General features: G+C 71.2%; 17 protein-coding genes. 9 read left to right on the top strand and 8 right to left on the bottom strand.

The window, feature by feature from the left end:
- Position 1 precedes the first annotated feature (1 nt).
- Positions 2–916, bottom strand: coding sequence for a deoxyribose-phosphate aldolase (gene deoC / locus ABTW95_RS08780; protein WP_500225928.1), 915 nt, complete (start codon positions 914–916; stop codon positions 2–4).
- Between the two features lie 350 nt (positions 917–1,266).
- Here deoC and ABTW95_RS08775 point away from each other — a divergent pair, with 350 nt between their 5' ends.
- Positions 1,267–1,626 carry a hypothetical protein gene (locus ABTW95_RS08775; RefSeq protein WP_500225765.1) on the top strand — a complete coding sequence of 120 codons (360 nt, stop codon included), beginning with the start codon at positions 1,267–1,269 and terminating at the stop codon, positions 1,624–1,626.
- A gap of 310 nt (positions 1,627–1,936) precedes the next feature.
- Positions 1,937–4,021 carry a TerD family protein gene (locus ABTW95_RS08770; protein WP_500225762.1) on the top strand — a complete coding sequence of 695 codons (2,085 nt, stop codon included), beginning with the start codon at positions 1,937–1,939 and terminating at the stop codon, positions 4,019–4,021.
- Between the two features lie 269 nt (positions 4,022–4,290).
- On the opposite strand, the gene ABTW95_RS08765 is transcribed toward ABTW95_RS08770, so the two are convergent.
- Genes ABTW95_RS08765 through ABTW95_RS08755 form a run of 3 tightly spaced genes read right to left on the bottom strand, consistent with a single transcriptional unit; the run spans position 4,291 to position 5,332 of the window.
- Positions 4,291–4,674, bottom strand: a complete 384-nt coding sequence (locus ABTW95_RS08765; RefSeq protein ID WP_500225759.1) for a hypothetical protein — start codon at positions 4,672–4,674, stop codon at positions 4,291–4,293.
- Positions 4,671–4,868, bottom strand: a complete 198-nt coding sequence (locus ABTW95_RS08760; protein WP_500225926.1) for a BldC family transcriptional regulator — start codon at positions 4,866–4,868, stop codon at positions 4,671–4,673. Before ABTW95_RS08760 ends, ABTW95_RS08765 begins: the two co-directional genes overlap by 4 nt.
- Positions 4,868–5,332 (bottom strand): hypothetical protein, encoded by a 465-nt coding sequence (locus ABTW95_RS08755; RefSeq protein WP_396455199.1) that lies wholly within the window; start codon positions 5,330–5,332, stop codon positions 4,868–4,870. Before ABTW95_RS08755 ends, ABTW95_RS08760 begins: the two co-directional genes overlap by 1 nt.
- A gap of 89 nt (positions 5,333–5,421) precedes the next feature.
- Between ABTW95_RS08755 and ABTW95_RS08750 the strand changes: the two genes are divergently transcribed.
- Both ABTW95_RS08750 and ABTW95_RS08745 read left to right on the top strand, forming a co-directional pair.
- Entirely contained in the window at positions 5,422–5,793 is a 372-nt protein-coding gene (locus tag ABTW95_RS08750; RefSeq protein WP_396455201.1) for a type II toxin-antitoxin system RelE/ParE family toxin, read from the top strand.
- On the top strand, positions 5,790–6,125 hold the full coding sequence (locus tag ABTW95_RS08745; RefSeq protein ID WP_396455203.1) for a helix-turn-helix domain-containing protein: 336 nt from the start codon (positions 5,790–5,792) through the stop codon (positions 6,123–6,125). The genes ABTW95_RS08750 and ABTW95_RS08745 overlap by 4 nt, the downstream gene beginning before the upstream one ends.
- Before the next feature lie 729 nt (positions 6,126–6,854).
- Here the strand turns inward: ABTW95_RS08745 and ABTW95_RS08740 are convergent.
- Together ABTW95_RS08740 and ABTW95_RS08735 are read right to left on the bottom strand one after the other, a co-directional pair.
- Positions 6,855–7,376 (bottom strand): tyrosine-type recombinase/integrase, encoded by a 522-nt coding sequence (locus ABTW95_RS08740; RefSeq protein WP_500225755.1) that lies wholly within the window; start codon positions 7,374–7,376, stop codon positions 6,855–6,857.
- Between the two features lie 1,110 nt (positions 7,377–8,486).
- The gene (locus ABTW95_RS08735) at positions 8,487–8,858 is read right to left on the bottom strand and encodes a DUF2255 family protein (protein ID WP_396452210.1); all 372 of its coding nucleotides are present in this window, start codon (positions 8,856–8,858) and stop codon (positions 8,487–8,489) included.
- 138 nt (positions 8,859–8,996) lie between these two features.
- Between ABTW95_RS08735 and ABTW95_RS08730 the strand changes: the two genes are divergently transcribed.
- Genes ABTW95_RS08730 through ABTW95_RS08720 form a run of 3 tightly spaced genes read left to right on the top strand, consistent with a single transcriptional unit; the run spans position 8,997 to position 11,310 of the window.
- Complete coding sequence (locus ABTW95_RS08730; RefSeq protein WP_500225753.1) at positions 8,997–9,389, top strand: GntR family transcriptional regulator; 393 nt, start codon at positions 8,997–8,999, stop codon at positions 9,387–9,389.
- On the top strand, positions 9,386–10,261 hold the full coding sequence (locus ABTW95_RS08725; protein WP_396452206.1) for an ABC transporter ATP-binding protein: 876 nt from the start codon (positions 9,386–9,388) through the stop codon (positions 10,259–10,261). The genes ABTW95_RS08730 and ABTW95_RS08725 overlap by 4 nt, the downstream gene beginning before the upstream one ends.
- Positions 10,258–11,310: an ABC transporter permease gene (locus ABTW95_RS08720; protein ID WP_396452205.1), complete on the top strand. Its 1,053-nt coding sequence runs from the start codon at positions 10,258–10,260 to the stop codon at positions 11,308–11,310. The genes ABTW95_RS08725 and ABTW95_RS08720 overlap by 4 nt, the downstream gene beginning before the upstream one ends.
- 90 nt (positions 11,311–11,400) lie before the next feature.
- On the opposite strand, the gene ABTW95_RS08715 is transcribed toward ABTW95_RS08720, so the two are convergent.
- On the bottom strand, positions 11,401–12,159 hold the full coding sequence (locus tag ABTW95_RS08715) for an IclR family transcriptional regulator (RefSeq protein ID WP_396452204.1): 759 nt from the start codon (positions 12,157–12,159) through the stop codon (positions 11,401–11,403).
- A 146-nt stretch (positions 12,160–12,305) separates the two neighbouring features.
- Here ABTW95_RS08715 and ABTW95_RS08710 point away from each other — a divergent pair, with 146 nt between their 5' ends.
- Together ABTW95_RS08710 and ABTW95_RS08705 are read left to right on the top strand one after the other, a co-directional pair.
- A complete protein-coding gene (locus ABTW95_RS08710) occupies positions 12,306–14,240 on the top strand; it encodes an acyl-CoA dehydrogenase family protein (RefSeq protein WP_500225749.1) in 1,935 nt (644 codons plus the stop codon).
- A 191-nt stretch (positions 14,241–14,431) separates the two neighbouring features.
- Positions 14,432–15,253: a class I SAM-dependent methyltransferase gene (locus ABTW95_RS08705; RefSeq protein WP_396452201.1), complete on the top strand. Its 822-nt coding sequence runs from the start codon at positions 14,432–14,434 to the stop codon at positions 15,251–15,253.
- A gap of 271 nt (positions 15,254–15,524) precedes the next feature.
- Here the strand turns inward: ABTW95_RS08705 and ABTW95_RS08700 are convergent, their stop codons facing one another.
- A complete protein-coding gene (locus ABTW95_RS08700) occupies positions 15,525–18,395 on the bottom strand; it encodes a helix-turn-helix transcriptional regulator (protein ID WP_500225925.1) in 2,871 nt (956 codons plus the stop codon).
- Between the last annotated feature and the right edge of the window lie 48 nt (positions 18,396–18,443).

Raw genomic sequence — 18,443 nt, 5'->3', positions numbered from 1 at the left:
CTCAGTCCAGCGTGAAGTAGTCGGGACCGGAGTAGACGCCGGTGGCGAGCTTGCGGCGCTGCATCAGCAGATCGTTCAGCACACTGGACGCGCCGAGCCGGAACCACCGCGGCGTCAGCCAGTCCGGGCCGGCGGTCTCGTTGACCAGCACCAGGTACCGGATCGCGTCCTTGGCCGTCCGGATGCCGCCCGCGGGCTTCACCCCGACCTGCCGTCCCGTCGCCGCCCGGTAGTCGCGGACGGCCTCCAGCATCACCAGCGTGACCGGCAGCGTCGCCGCTGGCGACACCTTCCCGGTGGACGTCTTGATGAAGTCGGCCCCGGCCCGCATCGCCAGCCAGGAAGCCCGCCGGACGTTGTCGTACGTCGCCAGCTCGCCGGTCTCCAGGATCACCTTCAGATGGGCGTCCCCGCAGGCGTCCTTGACCGCGACGATCTCGTCGAACACCTTGCCGTAGTCGCCCGCCAGGAACGCGCCCCGGTCGATCACCATGTCGATCTCGGCCGCACCGGCCGCCACCGCCGCCTTGGTGTCGGCGAGCTTGGCCTCCAGCGGCGCCCGCCCGGCCGGGAACGCCGTCGCGACGCTCGCGACCCCGATGCCCGTCCCCTTCAGGGCCCGGACGGCGACGTCCACCATGTCCGAGTAGACGCAGACCGCCGCGACCTTCGGCACCGACGCGTCCGTCGGATCGGGCTGGGCGGCCTTGGCGCACAGCGCCCGCACCTTCCCGGGCGTGTCCGCGCCCTCAAGCGTGGTCAGGTCCACCATCGAGATCGCGAGGTCGATCGCCTCGGCCTTCGCCGTCGTCTTGATCGACCTCGTGGCCAGCCGCGCCGCACGCTCCTCGGCGCCCACCCGGTCGACGCCCGGCAGGCCGTGCAGGAAGGCGCGCAGCTCCGCGGCGCCGTGCATAGTCTCCGTTGACACTCCCACAGCATCGCCGAACTACGCCCCAGGCACAAAACAGACACCTAACGAACCGGTGTCGCCGTCGATTGAGCCAGGTAGGCACCGAGGCGGCATGTCCGGCAATCACCGCGTTCACCTTGTCGGCCCCGCTGCCAGCGCCGTATCGCACGTTGGGAAGGATCGATGATCTTGACGGATCGGACGAAGCCGAGGGCGCCGATGGGATCGACAACGTATCGTTGCTGAGCGTCACAGCTTGATCACGGGGGCGCTATGGGCTGGGGCGACATCGGGGCTGTGAGCTCGTGCCAGAGGGTCTGCTCACCAGTGGACATCGAGGAGGAGGAAGGACCATGAGCGAGACGGAAGCCTCCCAGCTCTGCCTTGAGTTCCAACTGCTCCTGGCACCGGGGACCAGAGTGGAAGATGTCCACGCCCACGGCGAGCGGGTGATGGAGGAGCTTCTCAGGCTCGAGGACTGCAACAGCGACTTCACCGACTCGGCGGTCAGCACCAACGCCGAGACGAGCACCATCACGGTCGAACTGCTGATCCTCAACACGGCGGACCCCACAACCGCTATGGGACGGGCCCTGGACCTCATCCGCACAGCCGCGCATGCTGCAGGCGGCGCCACCCCGAACTGGCCGACCGTGAGCGAGATGCCGGTTCAAGTCCAGTTCGCGAAGGCTCAGGAGTTCGCCTCGGCCTGAGGCGCGGCCGACTGCCGGACCAGCTCTTCCGGCCCGGACCCCTCGTCGAAGACGGCGTTCGGGTACTCGATCGCCGCCCGCGTGGTCGGCGGGCTCGACGGCCGCGTCCGGCATCCGCTCCGCGACCCGGACGCGGCCCCGCTGCTCGGCCAGGAGCTCTAACCAGCACCGTCCGCGCGTACCCGTCGACGTTGTCGGCCGCCGACGCCCGCCTGATGCGCCGGATGCCCCGACAGGTTGCACGCGTCCGCCGCCGAGTACACCGGGCCGGGCCGTCAGGCGTCCCACCAGGGACGACGGAGGTGAGGCAGTGGGTTTCGGTTTCCGTGTGGGCGTGCCAGGGGTGAGCGTGCGCGTGTCGAGCCGGGGCGTGCGGACGTCCGTCGGGCCCCGCGCCGCCCGCATCCACATGGGCGGCGGCCGCAGGACGGCAGTCTCCAGCGGCATGGGCCCGTTCTTCGCATCGACCTCCGTCGGCGGCTCCCGCCGCAGGTCAACCGCGAAACGTCCTGCGCGTCCCCGCAACGTCGGCCCCACCCCGGCCCAACTCGAACGCGCCCGCCGCCAGGCCGAACGCGCCGAACAGGAGGCCCAGCGGGACGCGGCGATAGCGCACCTCGAAGAACTCCGCCGCCAGACGACCAGCGTCCACCTGCAAACCTTCCCGCAGGCGCAACCACCCTTCGTGCCGCAGCCACCGCAACTCGCGCTCCCCTGGGCCCTCGCGGAAGCGCAGTCCTTCCACCTGGCCGGCATCGGCCGCTTCGCCCGCGCCGACCGAGCTGCCGCCCGCCAGGCCGCCGAACAAGACGCTCCCGCCTACCTGGCCGCCGAGCAGGCACGCCTGGCTGACGTCCACAGGCGGCTCCACGAAGCCGCCGCTCAGTGGTGGCGCGCGCTCAACGAAAACGATGAGGACACCGTCTGCGAGGCGGTCAACACGGCCTTCTCCGACAATCCGGCCGCCGGTAGCGCAGTGGGGCTGGACGGGACGGTCCTGTCCATCGTGATGCGCCAGCCCGACCTGGACACGCTCCCCACGCAGACGCCGGGCCTGACACCCGCCGGCCGTCCGACCCTGAAGACGCTGACGAAGCGCGACCGGCTCCTGTGGTGGCTCACGTCCATGGGCTCCAACATCATCGCGACCCTCAACGAGGCGTTCGCGACCGCGCCCGGCATCACCGCGATCGACCTGGCCGTCCTGACCCGGATGCCCGACACTCAGCGCCTGGGCATAGTCGCCTACGGCCGCTGGACGCGCCAGGCCGTCGCATCCGTCCCCTGGCGCCGTCCGGAAGACGCACTCCGCTTCCTGGACATCGCCGAGGACGTGGACTGCTCGGTGCGCACGACCGCATCCGGCAACCTCTCCACGTCGGTCAAGCCCCTCGACACCACAAAGATCCCCGGCCTGGAAGCCCTCCTAGCCCAGATAGAGGACGTCCCGGAAGCGACACCGGAACCCGCCGCCCCACCACCGTCCGACCCGTACGCCCTGAAGTCGTTCGCCGAGTGGAAGCAGACAACCGCCCCCGTCCCGCACTTCCGCCCCCAACCCGCCGCGCCTGAACACTTCTCCCAGCTCCCGACCCAACAACCCGAGTTCCGCCCGGATACACCGCAACCCACCGCACCTGCAAACTCCTTCCAACCCCCGCCTCGACCCCAGCCCGCCACACCTGCGCATTCCTTCAATGCGCTGCCCCCACAACCCGCGCCACTCCGCCCCACACCACCGCAGTACGCCGCACCCGCGCATCCGTCCAACACACCGCCCGCACAATCCGCGCCCCCGCACCCCAGCGCGTCGCAACCACCCATGATGCATGGGACGGGGCCACAGATCGCCGCTCCTGTCGACCTGTCACCAGGGCAAACGCTCGTCCTCCCCGACGAAGCGCTGCAAGGGCTCCTGATCGCATTCGCGTTCGCGGGGGCGGACGCCGACCTGACGCTCCTCCTGCTCGACGAGTCGGGCAAAGTGCGCGGCGACGAGGACTTCGTCTTCTACCACCAGCCAGCGGCAGCCGGAGGAGCAGCACGGCTCCTCGGGAAGCAGCCCGAGGGCCAAGTGATGACCGAGCAGGCCGGCCTGCACCTGTCCGCACTGCCGGAGGACGTTCACCGGGTCGCGGTCTCCATCAACATGGACGTCGACACCGGCCTGACCTGCGCCGCCCTCACCTACGCGGCGCTGCACATGCGCTGCATCACCGGCGCAACCTGGACGTTCCGCCCACCGCCAGACCCATCCATCTCCGCGATGGTGATGGCCGAGTTCTACCGCCACACCGTGAACGGCCGCCCCGCCTGGAAACTCCGAGCCCTAGGCCAAGGCTGGACGGACGGCCTAGGCGGCCTAGCCCGCGCCCACGGCGTCGACGTCACCTGATCCACCCACGCTGGGAACCTGAAGAAGACCGTGCCCGCCGAAAAGATCAACGCGACCACTCCGACGGCGATGAGGATCTGGACGAGCGCCGGGCCCACTGATGGCATTGAGCTTCCTCTCTCGGCGGGTCCCTCGCCCTGAGCCGCTAGAACCTACATACGCGCGCATGCGGGCGTCCACATTGGCGGCACTGCATGAAGGGTCGCACCCACTGGTCCCCGTCCCATCAGAACGCCCACAGGATTCGTGTCACAGCCGTCGTCGCCAGGTCAGGCCCACTCCCGGCACGGGAACAAGCGGTGTTTGAGGATGAGGTCGAGAGCTTCGGCCGCCGCCTTGACATCGCCGCAAGGACGGACGAACCCGTCCCGCCCGTTGCCGGCCTCGAAGTACCCCCACCTCTCGCCCGGCAACGCCCGCACCGTGACAACGGCGCCGATGTCATGGACATACCCGCTGGCGTAAACCCACAACAACGGCACCGGGAACCGGAACTCGCGCCGGTCGTACAGCCCGACGCACCGCCACCCCAGCGGCAGCAGCGCGACCCGTAGGACCTCTAGTCGCCGCACCGCCGCCTCATGGCCGACCAGGGTCCGCGCCTCCAGAACCAGTCGCCATCGGCCGACCGCCCGCACCAGCCCGTTCGTCACCGCACACCGCCCCCGTACATGAGGTATTCGACCTGCTGACGGCTGAACCGGCGGACGCCACCAAGCGTGCGAATGGACGCCAGCTTGCCGTCATCGGCCCATCGAGTGACGGTCTTCGGATCGACGCGGAACATGCTGGCCACATCACCGGGCGTCAAGAGCTGCCCGGCACCGAAGTCCCACCCATCGACGATCACCGGGCCGTCGCCTGGCTGCTCTTCGCGTCCGACTTCAATTCACGCACAACGCGGTTCTTCCAGTCGACCGCATCAGGCCGGAGCCCACTCGGAAGCGTGACTTCGAAGTCGTACCCAGCCCCCAGAGCATTCCTGTAGTTCAAGTGTGTCTGGCGCCCACGGGCCGCGTCCGCATTCTCCCCAGATGTGAACTGCCCCTTCTCGTTACGGGCGACGCCGCAGCTGCGGTTGTGAACGAGTACCGGTGTCTCGCTCGCCAGCACATAGTAGGTGTGCGGCGATTCTGGTCGCCAGCGCGATTTACGGATGGTGAACGGCGTCTGCCACCTGCGGTTTTCCGGATGCCGTGATCTGCTGTTGTGGTTCGTGACGGCTACGGTGACGGCAACACGGGCGCACAGCCAGTCAGTGTGATCTTGAGCTTCATCCGCCTGATCGAGGGTTGGAAGCCCCGGGTTCACCTCGACGCGATCCAGAAGCGATCCAGAAGCAAGGTGCAACCGCGTCCGGCGCCCGGCACGGTGGTAAAGGATTCGCTACACTCTCTGGTGTGGAGGAGAGGGAGATCCGCGTCACCAACGAGCTGCTCGCCTGGATCGACACCCTGGATGAGCGGTCGAGGGCTCAGGTCGTTGATGCCATCGACCGTCTCGCTGAGGCCGGTCCAGGACTGGGCCGTCCACTCGTGGACCGCATCGAGGGCTCCCGGCTGCACAACCTCAAGGAGCTGCGCCCCGGTTCGGCAGGCCGGTCGGAGATTCGGATCTTGTTCGTGTTCGACCCGTGGCGGTCGGCCATCCTGCTGACCGGTGGCGATAAGTCCGGTAACTGGTCGGGCTGGTACAAGCAGGCCATCCCCCGCGCCGAAGACCTGTACGAGGAGTATTTGAAGGAACGCCAGGTCGAGGAGGAGCAGCGATGACGAGTTTCCCCAAGTGGAGTGAGGTCCGCGCTGACGTCGTCACAGCGGCAGGCGGCGAGGAAGCCGTTGCCGAGGCCCGCAAGCGCAACCAGGCCTACATCGACGGCCACCGGCTCGCCGAACGCCGCAAGGCCGTCGGCCTGTCTCAGACCGACGTCGCCGACAAGATGGGCGTGACCAAGAGCCGCGTCTCCCAGATCGAACGCGGCGAGGTCTCCACCGTCGACGCCATCGCCCGCTACGTCCAGGCCCTCGGCGGCCAGATCCAGATCTCCGCGGTATTCGGCGACGACCAGTACATCCTGCGCGGCGCCGACACCCACGCCGCCTGACCGATCAACCGCAGCAGGGGCACTACGGCTGGTCGCGGGCTTGCCTGGAAAGTGCCCGGTTGAGCCGGTCTCACAGTGTGATCAGGCGGGCTGGCCACGTGCGCGGATGATCATCACCACCTGGGGTCTGGCGGACACCTGCCGGACGTGTGCGCGTTGACGTGCCGTGGCCGGTGCCTGTCGCTTCATGGCGCCAATGTCCGCCGTTGCCCTGCCACGGTTGACGACTCCCACACCGCTGTCTGCGGTCAGGTTCGGGCCCCGGCAACTCGCGCACCGACATGGTGGCCCTCGGTCGGCTACGGCTCTTCTCGCACCTCCCGGCCATTACCGAACTGCGGGTCGTGACCATCGTGTCGACCGCGGAGCGACGGAGGCCCACCACCGCAGGTCAAGGTACGCACGTCCGGCACGTGCTCGCCAGGGCGGCAGTGGTCACGGTCACCCGCGCACGTCCCCAGCCGCCCCCATTCGTCCGCGAGACCGGCTCAGCCGGGCACCTTCCAGGCCGGCCCGCGCAGGCAGTGACCGGCCGCTCAGCCGGAGGCTGAGCGGCCCGTCTCCTTTCGTCGGTGTTCCCGACCAGGCCCATCCGGTCCCCGGGCGCCTGCCGTTCCGGCCCGGGCTCGGCCCCGGTGGCGCGGCAGAGGTGCACTCGGATGCTGGTGGTGGAGAGGGTGAGCCCCGGCGCGGCTGGGGTAGCTGCGCCGGGGCTTGATCGCTCAGGGTTCAGGCGACGGCCGCTGAGCTCGGCGGGTCGTCTCCTTCGTCTTCCTGGTCGCCGGTATGGTCGTCGTGGTTGAGGGCGTGGCCCATGGCTTCGATGGCGTCGCGTTGCAGGCGGGGCCTGACATGGGCGTACACGTCAGCGGTGACGTGGATCTGGGAGTGCCCGAGCAGGTCCTTGATCGTGGCCAGGTCGATGCCTTGTTCCAGCAGCAGCGTGGCGCAGGAATGTCGAAGATCATGAAACCTGACGCGGCGGATCCCGGCCGTGTCGCACAGCCGGCCGAAGTGCCGGTTGACGGTGCTCGGAGTGATCGGCGCCCCGTCAGACCTGGTGAACACCAGCCCATGCACACCATTCCCCACGCCCCGGCCTTGTGCGCTCCCCACACCGGGTCGATGTACACCGGGAATGTGGTGTCCACTCCAGTCAACAGGCCCTGGTCTGGCGTCAGGGTGAGCTTGCCGTCCGACCCTGAAGACGCTGACGAAGCGCGACCGGCTCCTGTGGTGGCTCACGTCCATGGGCTCCAACATCATCGCGACCCTCAACGAGGCGTTCGCGACCGCGCCCGGCATCACCGCGATCGACCTGGCCGTCCTGACCCGGATGCCCGACACTCAGCGCCTGGGCATAGTCGCCTACGGCCGCTGGACGCGCCAGGCCGTCGCATCCGTCCCCTGGCGCCGTCCGGAAGACGCACTCCGCTTCCTGGACATCGCCGAGGACGTGGACTGCTCGGTGCGCACGACCGCATCCGGCAACCTCTCCACGTCGGTCAAGCCCCTCGACACCACAAAGATCCCCGGCCTGGAAGCCCTCCTAGCCCAGATAGAGGACGTCCCGGAAGCGACACCGGAACCCGCCGCCCCACCACCGTCCGACCCGTACGCTCTGAAGTCGTTCGCCGAGTGGAAGCAGGCCACTGCACCGGCGCCCCCGCTCCAAGCTCCACCGCCGCCCTGGTCACAGCCCACCCCGGCCCCCTCTTTGCAGCCGCCACCCCCACACCCCGCCGCCCCGCAACCGGCACATTCCTTCCACACACCGCCACCGCAGCACGCCGCGCCCGCGCCGTCGTTCAATACGCCGCCCGCACAATCCGCGGCACCGTACCCACGCGCACCGCATCCGGGCATGGCACAAGGGACGAACGTGCAGGTCGCCGCGCCCGTCGAGCTTGCGCCGGGTCAGACGCTCGTGCAACGGCCAGCCCGTCTGGAAACTACGCGCCCTCGGCCAGGGCTGGGCAGACGGCCTAGGCGGCCTGGCCCGCGACCACGGCGTCGATGTGGCCTGATCCCCGAGCGTGGGCCGTCCGCGAACCTGCAATCGATCGGTCAGGCCTACTCCCCCCGCGTCCGCCCTCATCAAGTAAGGCGAACTTGATGACCCGGACGGGCCTCGTTCGCGAGCACGGGATCGGCGTGGGCTGGCCGCCAGGATCCCGTTGGTGATTTGCAGGCGGGGGAAGTCACCCCATGCGGACCTCGTATTCGACGGTGGTGCCCCGCGGCTTCCGGCCGTGGTGCGGTAGGCCGTGGCCACCGACTCAGCGGTCTCGCCGGCGACCCACCGTCGTCTACCCCCGCCGAGATGGCCGGGCACGGTGAGGGGGTTGACCTTGTGGGCGGTCAGCGGGGGACGAGTTTCAGGGTCGTGTCTCGGGGGCCGGGCTGCGTCATCGGCTCGACCTGGGGCATGCTGCCGTACTTGGACATGTAGGCGGCGTCGACCTGCTCGTTGACGGACGGGTCTGGCTCGTCGACGAAGGCGACGTCCTTGCTCGTGCCGTCGGCTCGGATCTGGCCGCGGTGGGTGTGCTCGGCGGCCCGGTACCAGTGGCCTTCGGGGCCGTTGACCGAGCGCACGTACATGTCTTCGCCGCTGCGGACGATCCAGATCGTGGTCGGGCTCCGCAGCGTGCCGTCGCTGTTCTCCGGTGCGATCTGGATCTCGTCGGCGCCGCCGAGGCGGGCCAGGTCGTCGTTGCTCCATGTGGACATGCCGGCGTCATGCCCGGTCAGCCGCCTGATGTGTCCCGTCTTGCTCGAATTTGGTGATGTCCGGGGCGTCCCATCGCATTGACAGCGGGGTGTACTGCACATCTAAAGTACTAGCATCCTAGTTAAATGGAGGTGGCGGTGATCGAGTTCCATCTGGACTCCGGGTCGGGGGTGTCGCCCTACATGCAGCTCGTCCGGCAGGTGCGGCACGCGCTGCGGCTCGATCTGCTGCGGGTCGGGGACCAGCTGCCCACGGTCAAGGACGTGGTGGCGCAGCTCGCGATCAACCCGAACACCGTCCTCAAGGCGTACCGGGAGCTGGAGCACGAGGGCCTCGTCGCGCCGCGCCCGGGGGTCGGGACGTTCGTGACGCGGACGCTGGCCGGCGAGTCGCTCGCCGCGCACGGGCCGCTGCGCAAGGAGCTGGAGCGCTGGCTCGCCAAGGCGCGGATGGCGGGGCTGGACGAGGAGAGCATCGAGGCGTTGTTCATGACGACCTTTCGGTCCGCGAGTCAGGCGGACATAGCATGAGCGCCGTCCTGCAGGCCGAGGGCCTGGGCAAGCGGTACGGGAAGCGCTGGGCGCTGGCCGACTGCACGCTGGACATCCCCGAAGGCCGCATCGTCGGCCTCGTCGGGCCGAACGGCGCCGGGAAGACGACGCTGCTGAACCTGGCCGTGGGGCAGATCCGGCCGACGGCCGGGAGCATCCGGGTGCTGGGCGGGGTCCCGGCGAGCGGCCCCGAGCAGCTCGCCAAGGTCGGGTACGTCGCGCAGGACACGCCGACGTACTCCTCGCTCAGCATCGGCGATCATCTGAAGCTCGGCGCCCGGCTCAACCCGCGGTGGGACGACGCCTTCGCGCGCGAGCGGATCGGGCGGCTCGGGCTCGGCCTCGGGCACAGGGCCGGGAAGCTGTCCGGCGGGCAGCGCGCCCAGCTGGCGCTGACGCTGGGCATCGCCAAGCGGCCCGAACTGCTGATCCTGGACGAGCCGGTCGCCGCGCTCGACCCGCTGGCGCGCAGGGAGTTCCTGCAGGGGCTCATGGAGGCCGTCGCCGAGCACTCGCTGAGCGTCGTCCTGTCCTCCCACCTGGTGTCCGACCTTGAGCGGACGTGCGACTACCTGATCGTGCTCGTGGATTCGCGCGTGCGGGTCGCCGGGGACGTCGACGAACTGCTCGCGACCCACCACCGGCTCAGCGGGCCCCGCCGGGACACGCTGCCGGAGGACCAGCACATCGTGTCCGAGAGCCACACCGACCGGCAGAGCACGTTCATCGTCCGGTCGGACGGCCCGATCCTCGACCCGGCTTGGACGGTCGGGCAGGTCGGCCTGGAGGACCTCGTCCTCGCCTACATGACCGCGACCCCGCGCCGCCCCACGCTGGAGGCGATCCGATGATCTGGTTGACGCTGCGGCAGTTCCGCGTCCAGGCCGCGATGGTGTTCGGGGGGCTCGCCCTCCTCGGCGCGGCCCTCGCGGCGAGCGGGCCCGGCCTGTCCGGCAGGTACGACCGCGGGCTCGCGGCGTGCGGCTCGCGGGACGCCTGCTCGAACTTCTCCAGGATGTTCTTCAACGACCACCAGGTGCAGTACGGAGCCCTGCTCGGCCTCGTGATACTGCTGCCGGCCGTCATCGGCCTCTTCTGGGGCGCGCCGCTCATCGCGCGCGAACTGGAGAGCGGCACGCACCGGCTCGCGTGGAACCAGAGCATCACGCGGACCCGCTGGCTGGCCGTCAAGCTCGGCGTCGTCGGCCTGGCGGCCATGGTCGCCGCCGGGCTCGCCGTCCGCGCGGCCAACTGGTGGGCCGCTCCCCTGGACGAGGCAGTCGCCGACCGGTTCCCGCGGATGGCGCCGGTGGCGTTCAGCGCGCACGGCATCGTCCCGATCGGCTACGCGGCCTTCGCCTTCGCGCTCGGCGTCACGATGGGCGTCCTCACCCGCCGCACCCTCACCGCCATGGCGATCACCCTGGTGGTGTTCGTCGGCGTCCAGGTGGCGATGCTGGTGTGGGTCCGCGCCCACCTCCTCCCGGCCGAGCGGGCCACCGTGCCGATCACGTTGGAGAACCTGTCGCAGATGACGCTCGACCAGGGGTCCAAGGTCATGACGGTGCAGACGGACGCGGAACCGGGGGCGTGGACGATCACGAACCACACGGTCGACGCGTCCGGGCGCCCGGCCGGCCTGCCCGCCTCCCTGATGTCGGGGCCGTGCGCCCCGCCGCGGATGGCGCCCGGCCCGCAGGACCCGAACGCGGACCCTGACGGCGGGCCCTCCAAGGCGTGCTTCACCGAGATCGCGCGGCTCGGTTACAAGCAGCGGGTCACCTTCCATCCGGCCGGCCATTTCTGGCCGCTGCAGTGGGCCGAGACCGGGCTGTTCGCCGCCCTCACCCTGGGCCTGTCCGGCTTCTGCTTCCACTGGACGCGCCGCCGCGTCTCCTAGAGGCCGCGCTCATCGCCACCGGCGCGTCGTTCACACGTCCGGCGCCCCGGGCGCGCCGGTGGCGGCGATCCAGTGTCACCGGCGCATCTCTCAGCCGGGCAGGGACAGCACACGCTGGATGCGCTCGGCGGTCGCCCGCAGCCGGTGCGCCGACCGCTCGATCCGCGGCAGCCTGCCCGGACGGCACGAGATCGCCAGGGCGCCGACCACCGAACCGGTCGCGTCCGTCACCGAGACGGCGGCGCAGCCGGTGCCGAGGGCGTACTCCTCGCGGTCGAACTGCAGCGCGGTGGGCGAGGCCAGCGAGCGCAGCAGGCGCCCCGGCTCGGTGATGGTGTGCGGGGTCAGGTCGACGAGGGGGTGCCGGGACAGGTAGTCGCGGCGGCGCTCCTCGTCGAACTGGCTCAGCACGCACTTGCCGATCGCGGTGGCGTGCGCGGCGTCCTCGAAGCCGACCCGCAGGTCGACGCGCGGGGCGCGGGGGCCGTCGGCGACGTCGATGAGGCGGATCTCGTCGTCCACGTTCATGCCGAAATAGGCCGCGACGCCCAGCTCGTCCCGCAGCTCGACGAGGGTGGGGCGGAGCCGGGTGAGGAGCTGCTGCGTCCGGCTCCGCTCGTGCAGCGTCTCGACGCGGTCGCCGAGCACCCAGAAGCCGTCCGGCAGCCGGGTCGCGTAGCCCTCGTGGGCGAGGGTGCGCAGCAGGTGGTAGGCGGTGGCGAGGGGGAGTTTCGCCTCGCGCGCCAGCTGCTTGGCGGGCGCGCCGTTCGGATGGGACGCCACCGCCTCCATGAGCCGCAGGGCGCGCTGCACCGAGGCGATGAGCGTGGGTTTGCGCGTCTCACCCATTTCGCTCGGCGAACCCCTCTTTGCCCAATCCGGTGGAGCCTGCGGCGGCGGCCCGGTCCCATTGGACCACTCCCGGACGCCGATCCGGGCGGGGTTTCCCGATCCGGCCATGGTTTCCCGCCCCGGCCACGGGAAATGCGATCAGCATGAGCCAGCAGACCCACACGCATGTCGACGAGCGGACGGCCCGGAAGGTCGCCGAAGAGGCGCGGGAGACCGAATGGCGGCTGCCGAGCTTCGGCAAGCAGCTCTTCCTCGGCGATTTCCGGCTCGACCTCATCCACCCGCACCCGCGGCCGGACGCCGAGGACCGGCGCAAGGGCGAGGAGTTCCTCGCCCGGCTGACCGAGTTCTGCGCGACCCGGGTGGACGGGGCGCTGATCGAGCGCGAGTCGCGCATCCCGGACGAGGTGGTCCAGGGGCTGCGGGACCTCGGCGCGCTCGGCATGAAGATCCCGGAGAAGTACGGCGGGCTCGGCCTCAGCCAGCTCTACTACGGCCGCGCGCTGATGGTGGCCGGGTCGGTGTCGCCGGCGCTCGGCGCGCTGCTGTCGGCGCACCAGTCCATCGGCGTCCCGCAGCCGGTCGCGAAGTTCGGCACGCCGGAGCAGAAGGACGAGTGGCTGCCGCGCTGCGCCCGGCAGGTCAGCGCGTTCCTGCTGACCGAGCCGGACGTCGGCTCGGACCCGGCCCGGCTGCGCGCCACCGCCGTCCCGGACGGCGACGACTACGTCCTCAACGGCGTCAAGCTGTGGACGACGAACGGCGTCATCGCCGACCTCGTCGTCGTGATGGCCCGCGTCCCGAAGTCGGACGGGCACCGCGGCGGCATCTCCGCGTTCATCGTGGACATGGGCACGCCCGGCATCACGGTGGAGAACCGCAACGCGTTCATGGGGCTGCGCGGCATCGAGAACGGCGTGACGCGGTTCCACGACGTCCGCGTCCCGAAGAAGAACCTCGTCGGCGCCGAGGGCGCGGGCCTTAAGATCGCGCTCACCACGCTGAACACCGGGCGGCTGTCGCTGCCCGCCATGTGCGCGGCGAGCGGCAAATGGGCCGCGAAGATCGCGCGCGAATGGTCGAAGGAGCGGGTGCAGTGGGGCCGGCCGGTCGGCGAGCACGAGGCCATCTCCCGCAAGATCGCGTTCATCTCGGCGACCGCGTACGCGATGGAGGCGATGCTCGACCTGTCCGGCCAGCTGGCGGACGACGAGCGCAACGACATCCGGATCGAGGCGGCCCTCGCGAAGCTGTGGTCCTCGGAGATGGCGTGCCGCGCCGCGGACGAGCTGATGCAGGTGCGCGGCGGCCGCGGCTACGAGACCGCCGAGTCCCTCGCGGCGCGCGGCGAGCGGGGCGTGCCGGTGGAGCAGCTGGTGCGCGACCTGCGCATCAACCGGATCTTCGAGGGCTCCACCGAGATCATGCACCTGCTGATCGCCCGCGAGGCGGTGGACGCGCACCTGTCGGTCGCCGGCGACATCATCGACCCGGACGCGTCCCCCGGGCAGAAGGCGCGGGCGGCGGCCAGGGCGGGCGGCTTCTACGCGCGCTGGCTGCCGACGCTCGTCACCGGCGCCGGGCAGCGGCCGAACTCCTACACCGAGTTCGGGCCGCTCGCCAAGCACCTGCGGTACGTGGAGCGGGCGTCCCGCAAGCTCGCCCGGTCGATCTTCTACGCGGCCGGCCGCTGGCAGGGCGGGCTGGAGCGCAAGCAGGGCTTCCTCGGCCGGATGGTCGACATCGGCGCCGAGCTGTACGCGATGAGCGCGGTGTGCGTCCGCGCCCACGCCGACGCCTCGCCGGACGGGGGCATCGGCGGCGCGGCGCCCGGCAAGTCGGCGCTGCTGCTCGCCGACGCGTTCTGCCGGCAGGCGCGCGTCCGCGTCGAGGAGCTGTTCGACGGGCTGTGGCGCAACACCGACGCGATGGACGTGAAGCTGGCGCGGGCCGTCCTCGCCGGGGACTTCGCCTGGGTGGAGGAGGGCGTCCTCGACCCGTCCATCCCGGGGCCGTGGATCGCGCCGTCCGAGCCGGGCCCGAGCGAGAAGGAGTCCGTGCACCGCACGATCGGCTGACCCGTCCGCCGCCGGCCGGGCGACACGCCGCCGCGGACGGGTCCGGCGCGGTCACCGCGGGCCGCGCCGCGTGCACGCATGGATAGACTGACCCGACCTTCGCGCCTGAGATCGGACGCGCCCCGCGCGGGCCGGTTCTTCGATCCGGCGAACGAGAAGCCGAACGCCAACGCACCCAGCGAGCGGGAAGTATGCAGTCACCTGGTCAGAAGAAGTCCATCGCAGGCACCCTCCTCAACCTTCTCGGCAGCGGCCCGAAGAAGGCCGCACCGGCCGCCGCGCCGGCACCCGACGGGGACGTCGTCCAGCCGGCCGCCGGGGAGGGTGCGCTGGAGAACCATCTGGGCGGGGACGAGGCCCGCAACTACCGCAAGTACGAGTACGAGACCGTCGCACCGCACGTGGGCCGGTCCATGCTGGAGGTCGGCTCCGGCCTCGGGCACTTCTCCGAGCAGTTCGCCGGGCGCCTCGACTACCTCGTCGTCAGCGACAACGACCCGTACTGCGTCGGCGAGCTGCGCAAGCGCTACGACGGCAACGACGACGTCGAGGTCATCGACCTGGCCCTGCCGGCCGAGATCGAGATCCGGCGGAAGGTCGACACGGTCGTGATGATGAACGTCCTGGAGCACATCAAGGACGACGTGCAGGCGCTCCGCGACCTCGCCGCCGTCACCGAGCCCGGCGGCCGCATCGTCATCTGGGTGCCCGGCTACATGCAGCTCTACGGCGACTTCGACCGCAAGGTCGGGCACGTCACCCGGTACACGCCGGCGACGCTGGAGGCGTCCGTCCGGGAGGCGGGGCTCGTCCCCGAAGTGCTGAAGCCGATCAACTTCCTCGGCGGCATCGCCTGGTGGTTCGCGGTCCGCCGCGGCGGCGCCGGGTACCCCGACCCGAAGCTCGTCAAGATCTACGACCGGACGGTCGTGCCGCTGACCCGCACCATCGAGCGGTTCGTGAGGCCGCCGTTCGGGCAGACGGTGTTCTGCGTGGCGCGCGTCCCGCGCTGACCCGCCCGATCGCGGCCACGGTGACGGGTCACGGAATGCGGCCCGTCGCCGTCGCTTTTTTCTTTCGTCCCAAAGGGTATGTCCCGCGCCCCTTCCGGGCCCCGCGCGCACGACACTGGGCAGTGGCCGGACGGGTCTCGGACCGCCTCTCCGCACGGAGGAGCACCGCCTGCTCCCGCGGGACGCGCCCCGGACGGCCGGCCACGAAGTTCCCGTGTGGTCCGACGGTTCGGGGCGGGGGATCCGGGAGGGGAGGTCCCCCGCCGCCGAATCACACGCGCGTGCCGGGTTCGGCGAACAGCGCCAGGCGGTGGGCGGTGGCGGCGGCCTCGCCGCGGCTCGCCACGTCCAGCTTGCCGAGGATGTTCGACACGTGGACGCTCGCCGTCTTCACCGAGATGAACAGCGCCTCGGCGATCTCGCGGTTGCTGCGCCCCTCGGCGACGAGGCGCAGCACCTCGAACTCGCGGGGCGTCAGCCCGAGCGGCGCCGACGCGTCGCCGCGGCGCGGCGCCCGGGTGCGGCGCAGCAGGTCGGCGATCTGCTCGGCGAGCAGCCGGGCGCCCAGCTCCCCGGCCAGCTCGGCGGCGGTGCGCAGCATGGCCGCCGCGCCGTCGTGGTCGCCGCCCGCCAGCGTCGCCTCCGCGAACCGGAGCAGCGCCCGGGCCCGCTGGTACGGGTTGCCGAGCTCCTCCCACGCGGCGGCGGCCTTCTCCCACGCGCCCGGGTCGAGGACGCCCCGGGCGCGGGCCAGTTCGGCGTCGAACGTCAGGGAGTGCGCGCGCTGCAGCGGCCCGCTGGAGCGCAGGCCGGCGGCGCGCTCCTCGATCCGGGCCAGCTCACCGGCGGCGTCGCCGAGCTCCGCGCACGCCACCGCGCCGGCGACAAGCACCGGCCAGGCGTAGCGGGCGTCGTCCGGCAGGCCCGCGTGGCCGAGGACGGGCCGCACCGCGTCCAGCGCGGCGGCGGGCCGCCCCTCCGCCAGCGCGATGTTGGCCTCCAGCCAGAGCGTGCTGAAGTAGTCCTGCGTCTTCAGCCACTTCATCTTCAGCTTCTTGATCTCGCGGGAGGTTTCGAGCCGCTCCTTCGCGGTCGCCAGGTCGCCGCGCGCCAGCGCCACCCATCCGGTCAGGACGAGCAGGGACGTCCGGGTGGTGATCGCCGGGTCCTGCTCCAGGGCGTGGTTCATCACGGCCATCGCCTCGTCCCACCGGCCGAGGGAGACCAGCGGTTCGGCCTGGTTGATGCACAGGAACGTGCCCTGGGTGCGCGCCACCCCGTACTCGCGCGCCAGCTCCTTGCCGCGCGCGGCGACGGCGGCGGCCTCGGCGTGCCGCCCCGCGCCCTCCAGGAAATGCGACTTGATCACGTAGTAGCGGAGCAGCACCGGGTGGTTGCCGGCGCGGTCGGCGGCGGCCTCGACCTCGGCGAGGTCGTCGTCGTACCCGTAGTCGGTGTCGGCGCAGAACAGCGTGATGAGCGCCTCGGCCTCGGCGACGGGGTCGCCGAGCTTGCGCGCGATCGCGAGGGACTCCCGCGCGACGTTGCGCGCCTCGTCGATGTCGGTGGTGATGCGCACGTAGTTGCCGAGCGTCGACAGCGCGCGGGCGCGCAGCGCGGACGGCGGGTCGGCCGGCAGCGCCCGCACCGCGGCGCGCAGGTCCTCCACGAAGCCGGGGCGCGCCATCTGGTACCGCATGCGGCCGCGCTGCTCCAGCAGCATCGCCCGGCGCTCGGTGTCGTGTTCGCCGTCCGCCGCCTCGATCTCCTTGAGCGCGGCGGTGACGAGCTTGATGCCGCGGTCGAACTCGCCGGCGAGGTCGGCGGCGGTCGCCGCGTCCATCAGGACCCGGACGTAGTCGGCGCCGATGCGCTCCACCGCGTCGGGGACGCGGTCCCACAGCTGGAGGACGCGTTCGAGCATCGCCAGGCACTCGGCGTAGGCGAGCGCCTTGCGCGCCTCCCCCGCGGCGCGCCAGGACGCGACGAGCGCCCACAGGCTGTTGTGGGCCTGCTTCCAGTGGTAGCTCAGCTCGACCCACAGCCGCCCGGCGGGCACGAGCGAAGGATCGTTCTCCAGGGCCTCGGCGTAGCGGGTGTGGAGCCGCGTGTGCTCGCCCGGCAGCAGGTCGTCGTGGACGGCCTCGCGGATCAGCGCGTGCCGGAACGCGTACCCGTCGCCGTCCACGACGAGCACGTTCGCGGCGACGGCGGGGCGGAGCGTGCGGGTCAGCGCGGCGTCGTCGAGCCCGGACACGGCCGCGAGCAGCGCGTGCTCGATGCGGGTGCTGCCGCCGCTCGCGTCGCGCAGGACGTCCTGCGTCTCCTCGGGGAGCCGCTGGACGCCGGCGAGGAGCAGGTCGCGCAGCGACTCCGGCAGCTCGCACGCCAGCTCGCCGTCGTCGTCGAGCAGCGCCTCGATGAACAGCGGGTTGCCCTCGCTGCGGGCGTCGATCCGCTCGACGAGGCCGGGCGGCGGGCTCTGCCCGAGCAGCTCGGTGACCAGCGCGGACACGTCGGCGCGGGCCAGCCTGCCGAGCTCCATCCGGCGGACGCGTTCGAGCCGCTCCAGCCCGGCGAGCAGCCGCCGCAGCGGATGGGCGCGGTGCAGCTCGTCCGTCCGGTACGTCAGCACGATGAGCACCGGGCCGACGCCGAGGTTGCGCACCAGGAACGCCAGCAGGTCGCGGGTGGACCGGTCGGCCCAGTGGGCGTCCTCGATGACCAGCACGACCGGGCCCTTCTCGGCCAGCCGCTCCAGCAGCGTCAGGACGACCTCGAACAGCCGGGCCCGCTCCTCGCCGGACGCGGCGTCCGACTCGGGCTCCCCGAACTCCGGCAGCAGCCGGGCGAGGCCGCCGGTGTCGCCGCGCGGGACGAGCCCGGCGACCCCCTCGATGCCGATGTCGCGCACCAGGCCGCGCAGCACGGTCGTGAACGGCGCGAACGGCAGGCCGTCGGAGCCCAGCTCCAGGCAGCCGCCCACCAGGACGTTCGCGTCCGCCGTACGGGCGAACTCCCTGATCAGCCGCGTCTTGCCGAGCCCCGCGTCGCCTCCGACGAGCACCGCTCCGGGCGCGGCGGCGAGCGCGTCCCGCAGCTCCCCCAGCTCCGCCGCCCTGCCGACCAGGACCGGACTCATCGCACGCGCGTTCACGTCACAAGCATGCCAAACAGGTAGGACAATCCC

The sequence above is a fragment of the Spirillospora sp. NPDC127506 genome (assembly GCF_040302145.1).
Lineage (GTDB): Bacteria > Actinomycetota > Actinomycetes > Streptosporangiales > Streptosporangiaceae > Spirillospora.
Note: the sequence above shows the minus strand (reverse complement) of the source record. Positions and strands in the feature narration are given on the sequence as shown.

What these genes read in the sequence shown, in the direction of transcription:
- deoC (WP_500225928.1), bottom strand. Translation starts at nt 916, where the DNA reads ATGCACGGCGCCGCGGAGCTGCGCGCCTTCCTGCACGGCCTGCCGGGC.
- ABTW95_RS08775 (WP_500225765.1), top strand. Translation starts at nt 1,267, where the DNA reads ATGAGCGAGACGGAAGCCTCCCAGCTCTGCCTTGAGTTCCAACTGCTC.
- ABTW95_RS08745 (WP_396455203.1), top strand. Translation starts at nt 5,790, where the DNA reads ATGACGAGTTTCCCCAAGTGGAGTGAGGTCCGCGCTGACGTCGTCACA.
- ABTW95_RS08740 (WP_500225755.1), bottom strand. Translation starts at nt 7,376, where the DNA reads ATGGACGTGAGCCACCACAGGAGCCGGTCGCGCTTCGTCAGCGTCTTC.
- ABTW95_RS08735 (WP_396452210.1), bottom strand. Translation starts at nt 8,858, where the DNA reads ATGTCCACATGGAGCAACGACGACCTGGCCCGCCTCGGCGGCGCCGAC.
- ABTW95_RS08725 (WP_396452206.1), top strand. Translation starts at nt 9,386, where the DNA reads ATGAGCGCCGTCCTGCAGGCCGAGGGCCTGGGCAAGCGGTACGGGAAG.
- ABTW95_RS08720 (WP_396452205.1), top strand. Translation starts at nt 10,258, where the DNA reads ATGATCTGGTTGACGCTGCGGCAGTTCCGCGTCCAGGCCGCGATGGTG.
- ABTW95_RS08715 (WP_396452204.1), bottom strand. Translation starts at nt 12,159, where the DNA reads ATGGGTGAGACGCGCAAACCCACGCTCATCGCCTCGGTGCAGCGCGCC.
- ABTW95_RS08710 (WP_500225749.1), top strand. Translation starts at nt 12,306, where the DNA reads ATGAGCCAGCAGACCCACACGCATGTCGACGAGCGGACGGCCCGGAAG.
- ABTW95_RS08705 (WP_396452201.1), top strand. Translation starts at nt 14,432, where the DNA reads ATGCAGTCACCTGGTCAGAAGAAGTCCATCGCAGGCACCCTCCTCAAC.
- ABTW95_RS08700 (WP_500225925.1), bottom strand. Translation starts at nt 18,395, where the DNA reads ATGAGTCCGGTCCTGGTCGGCAGGGCGGCGGAGCTGGGGGAGCTGCGG.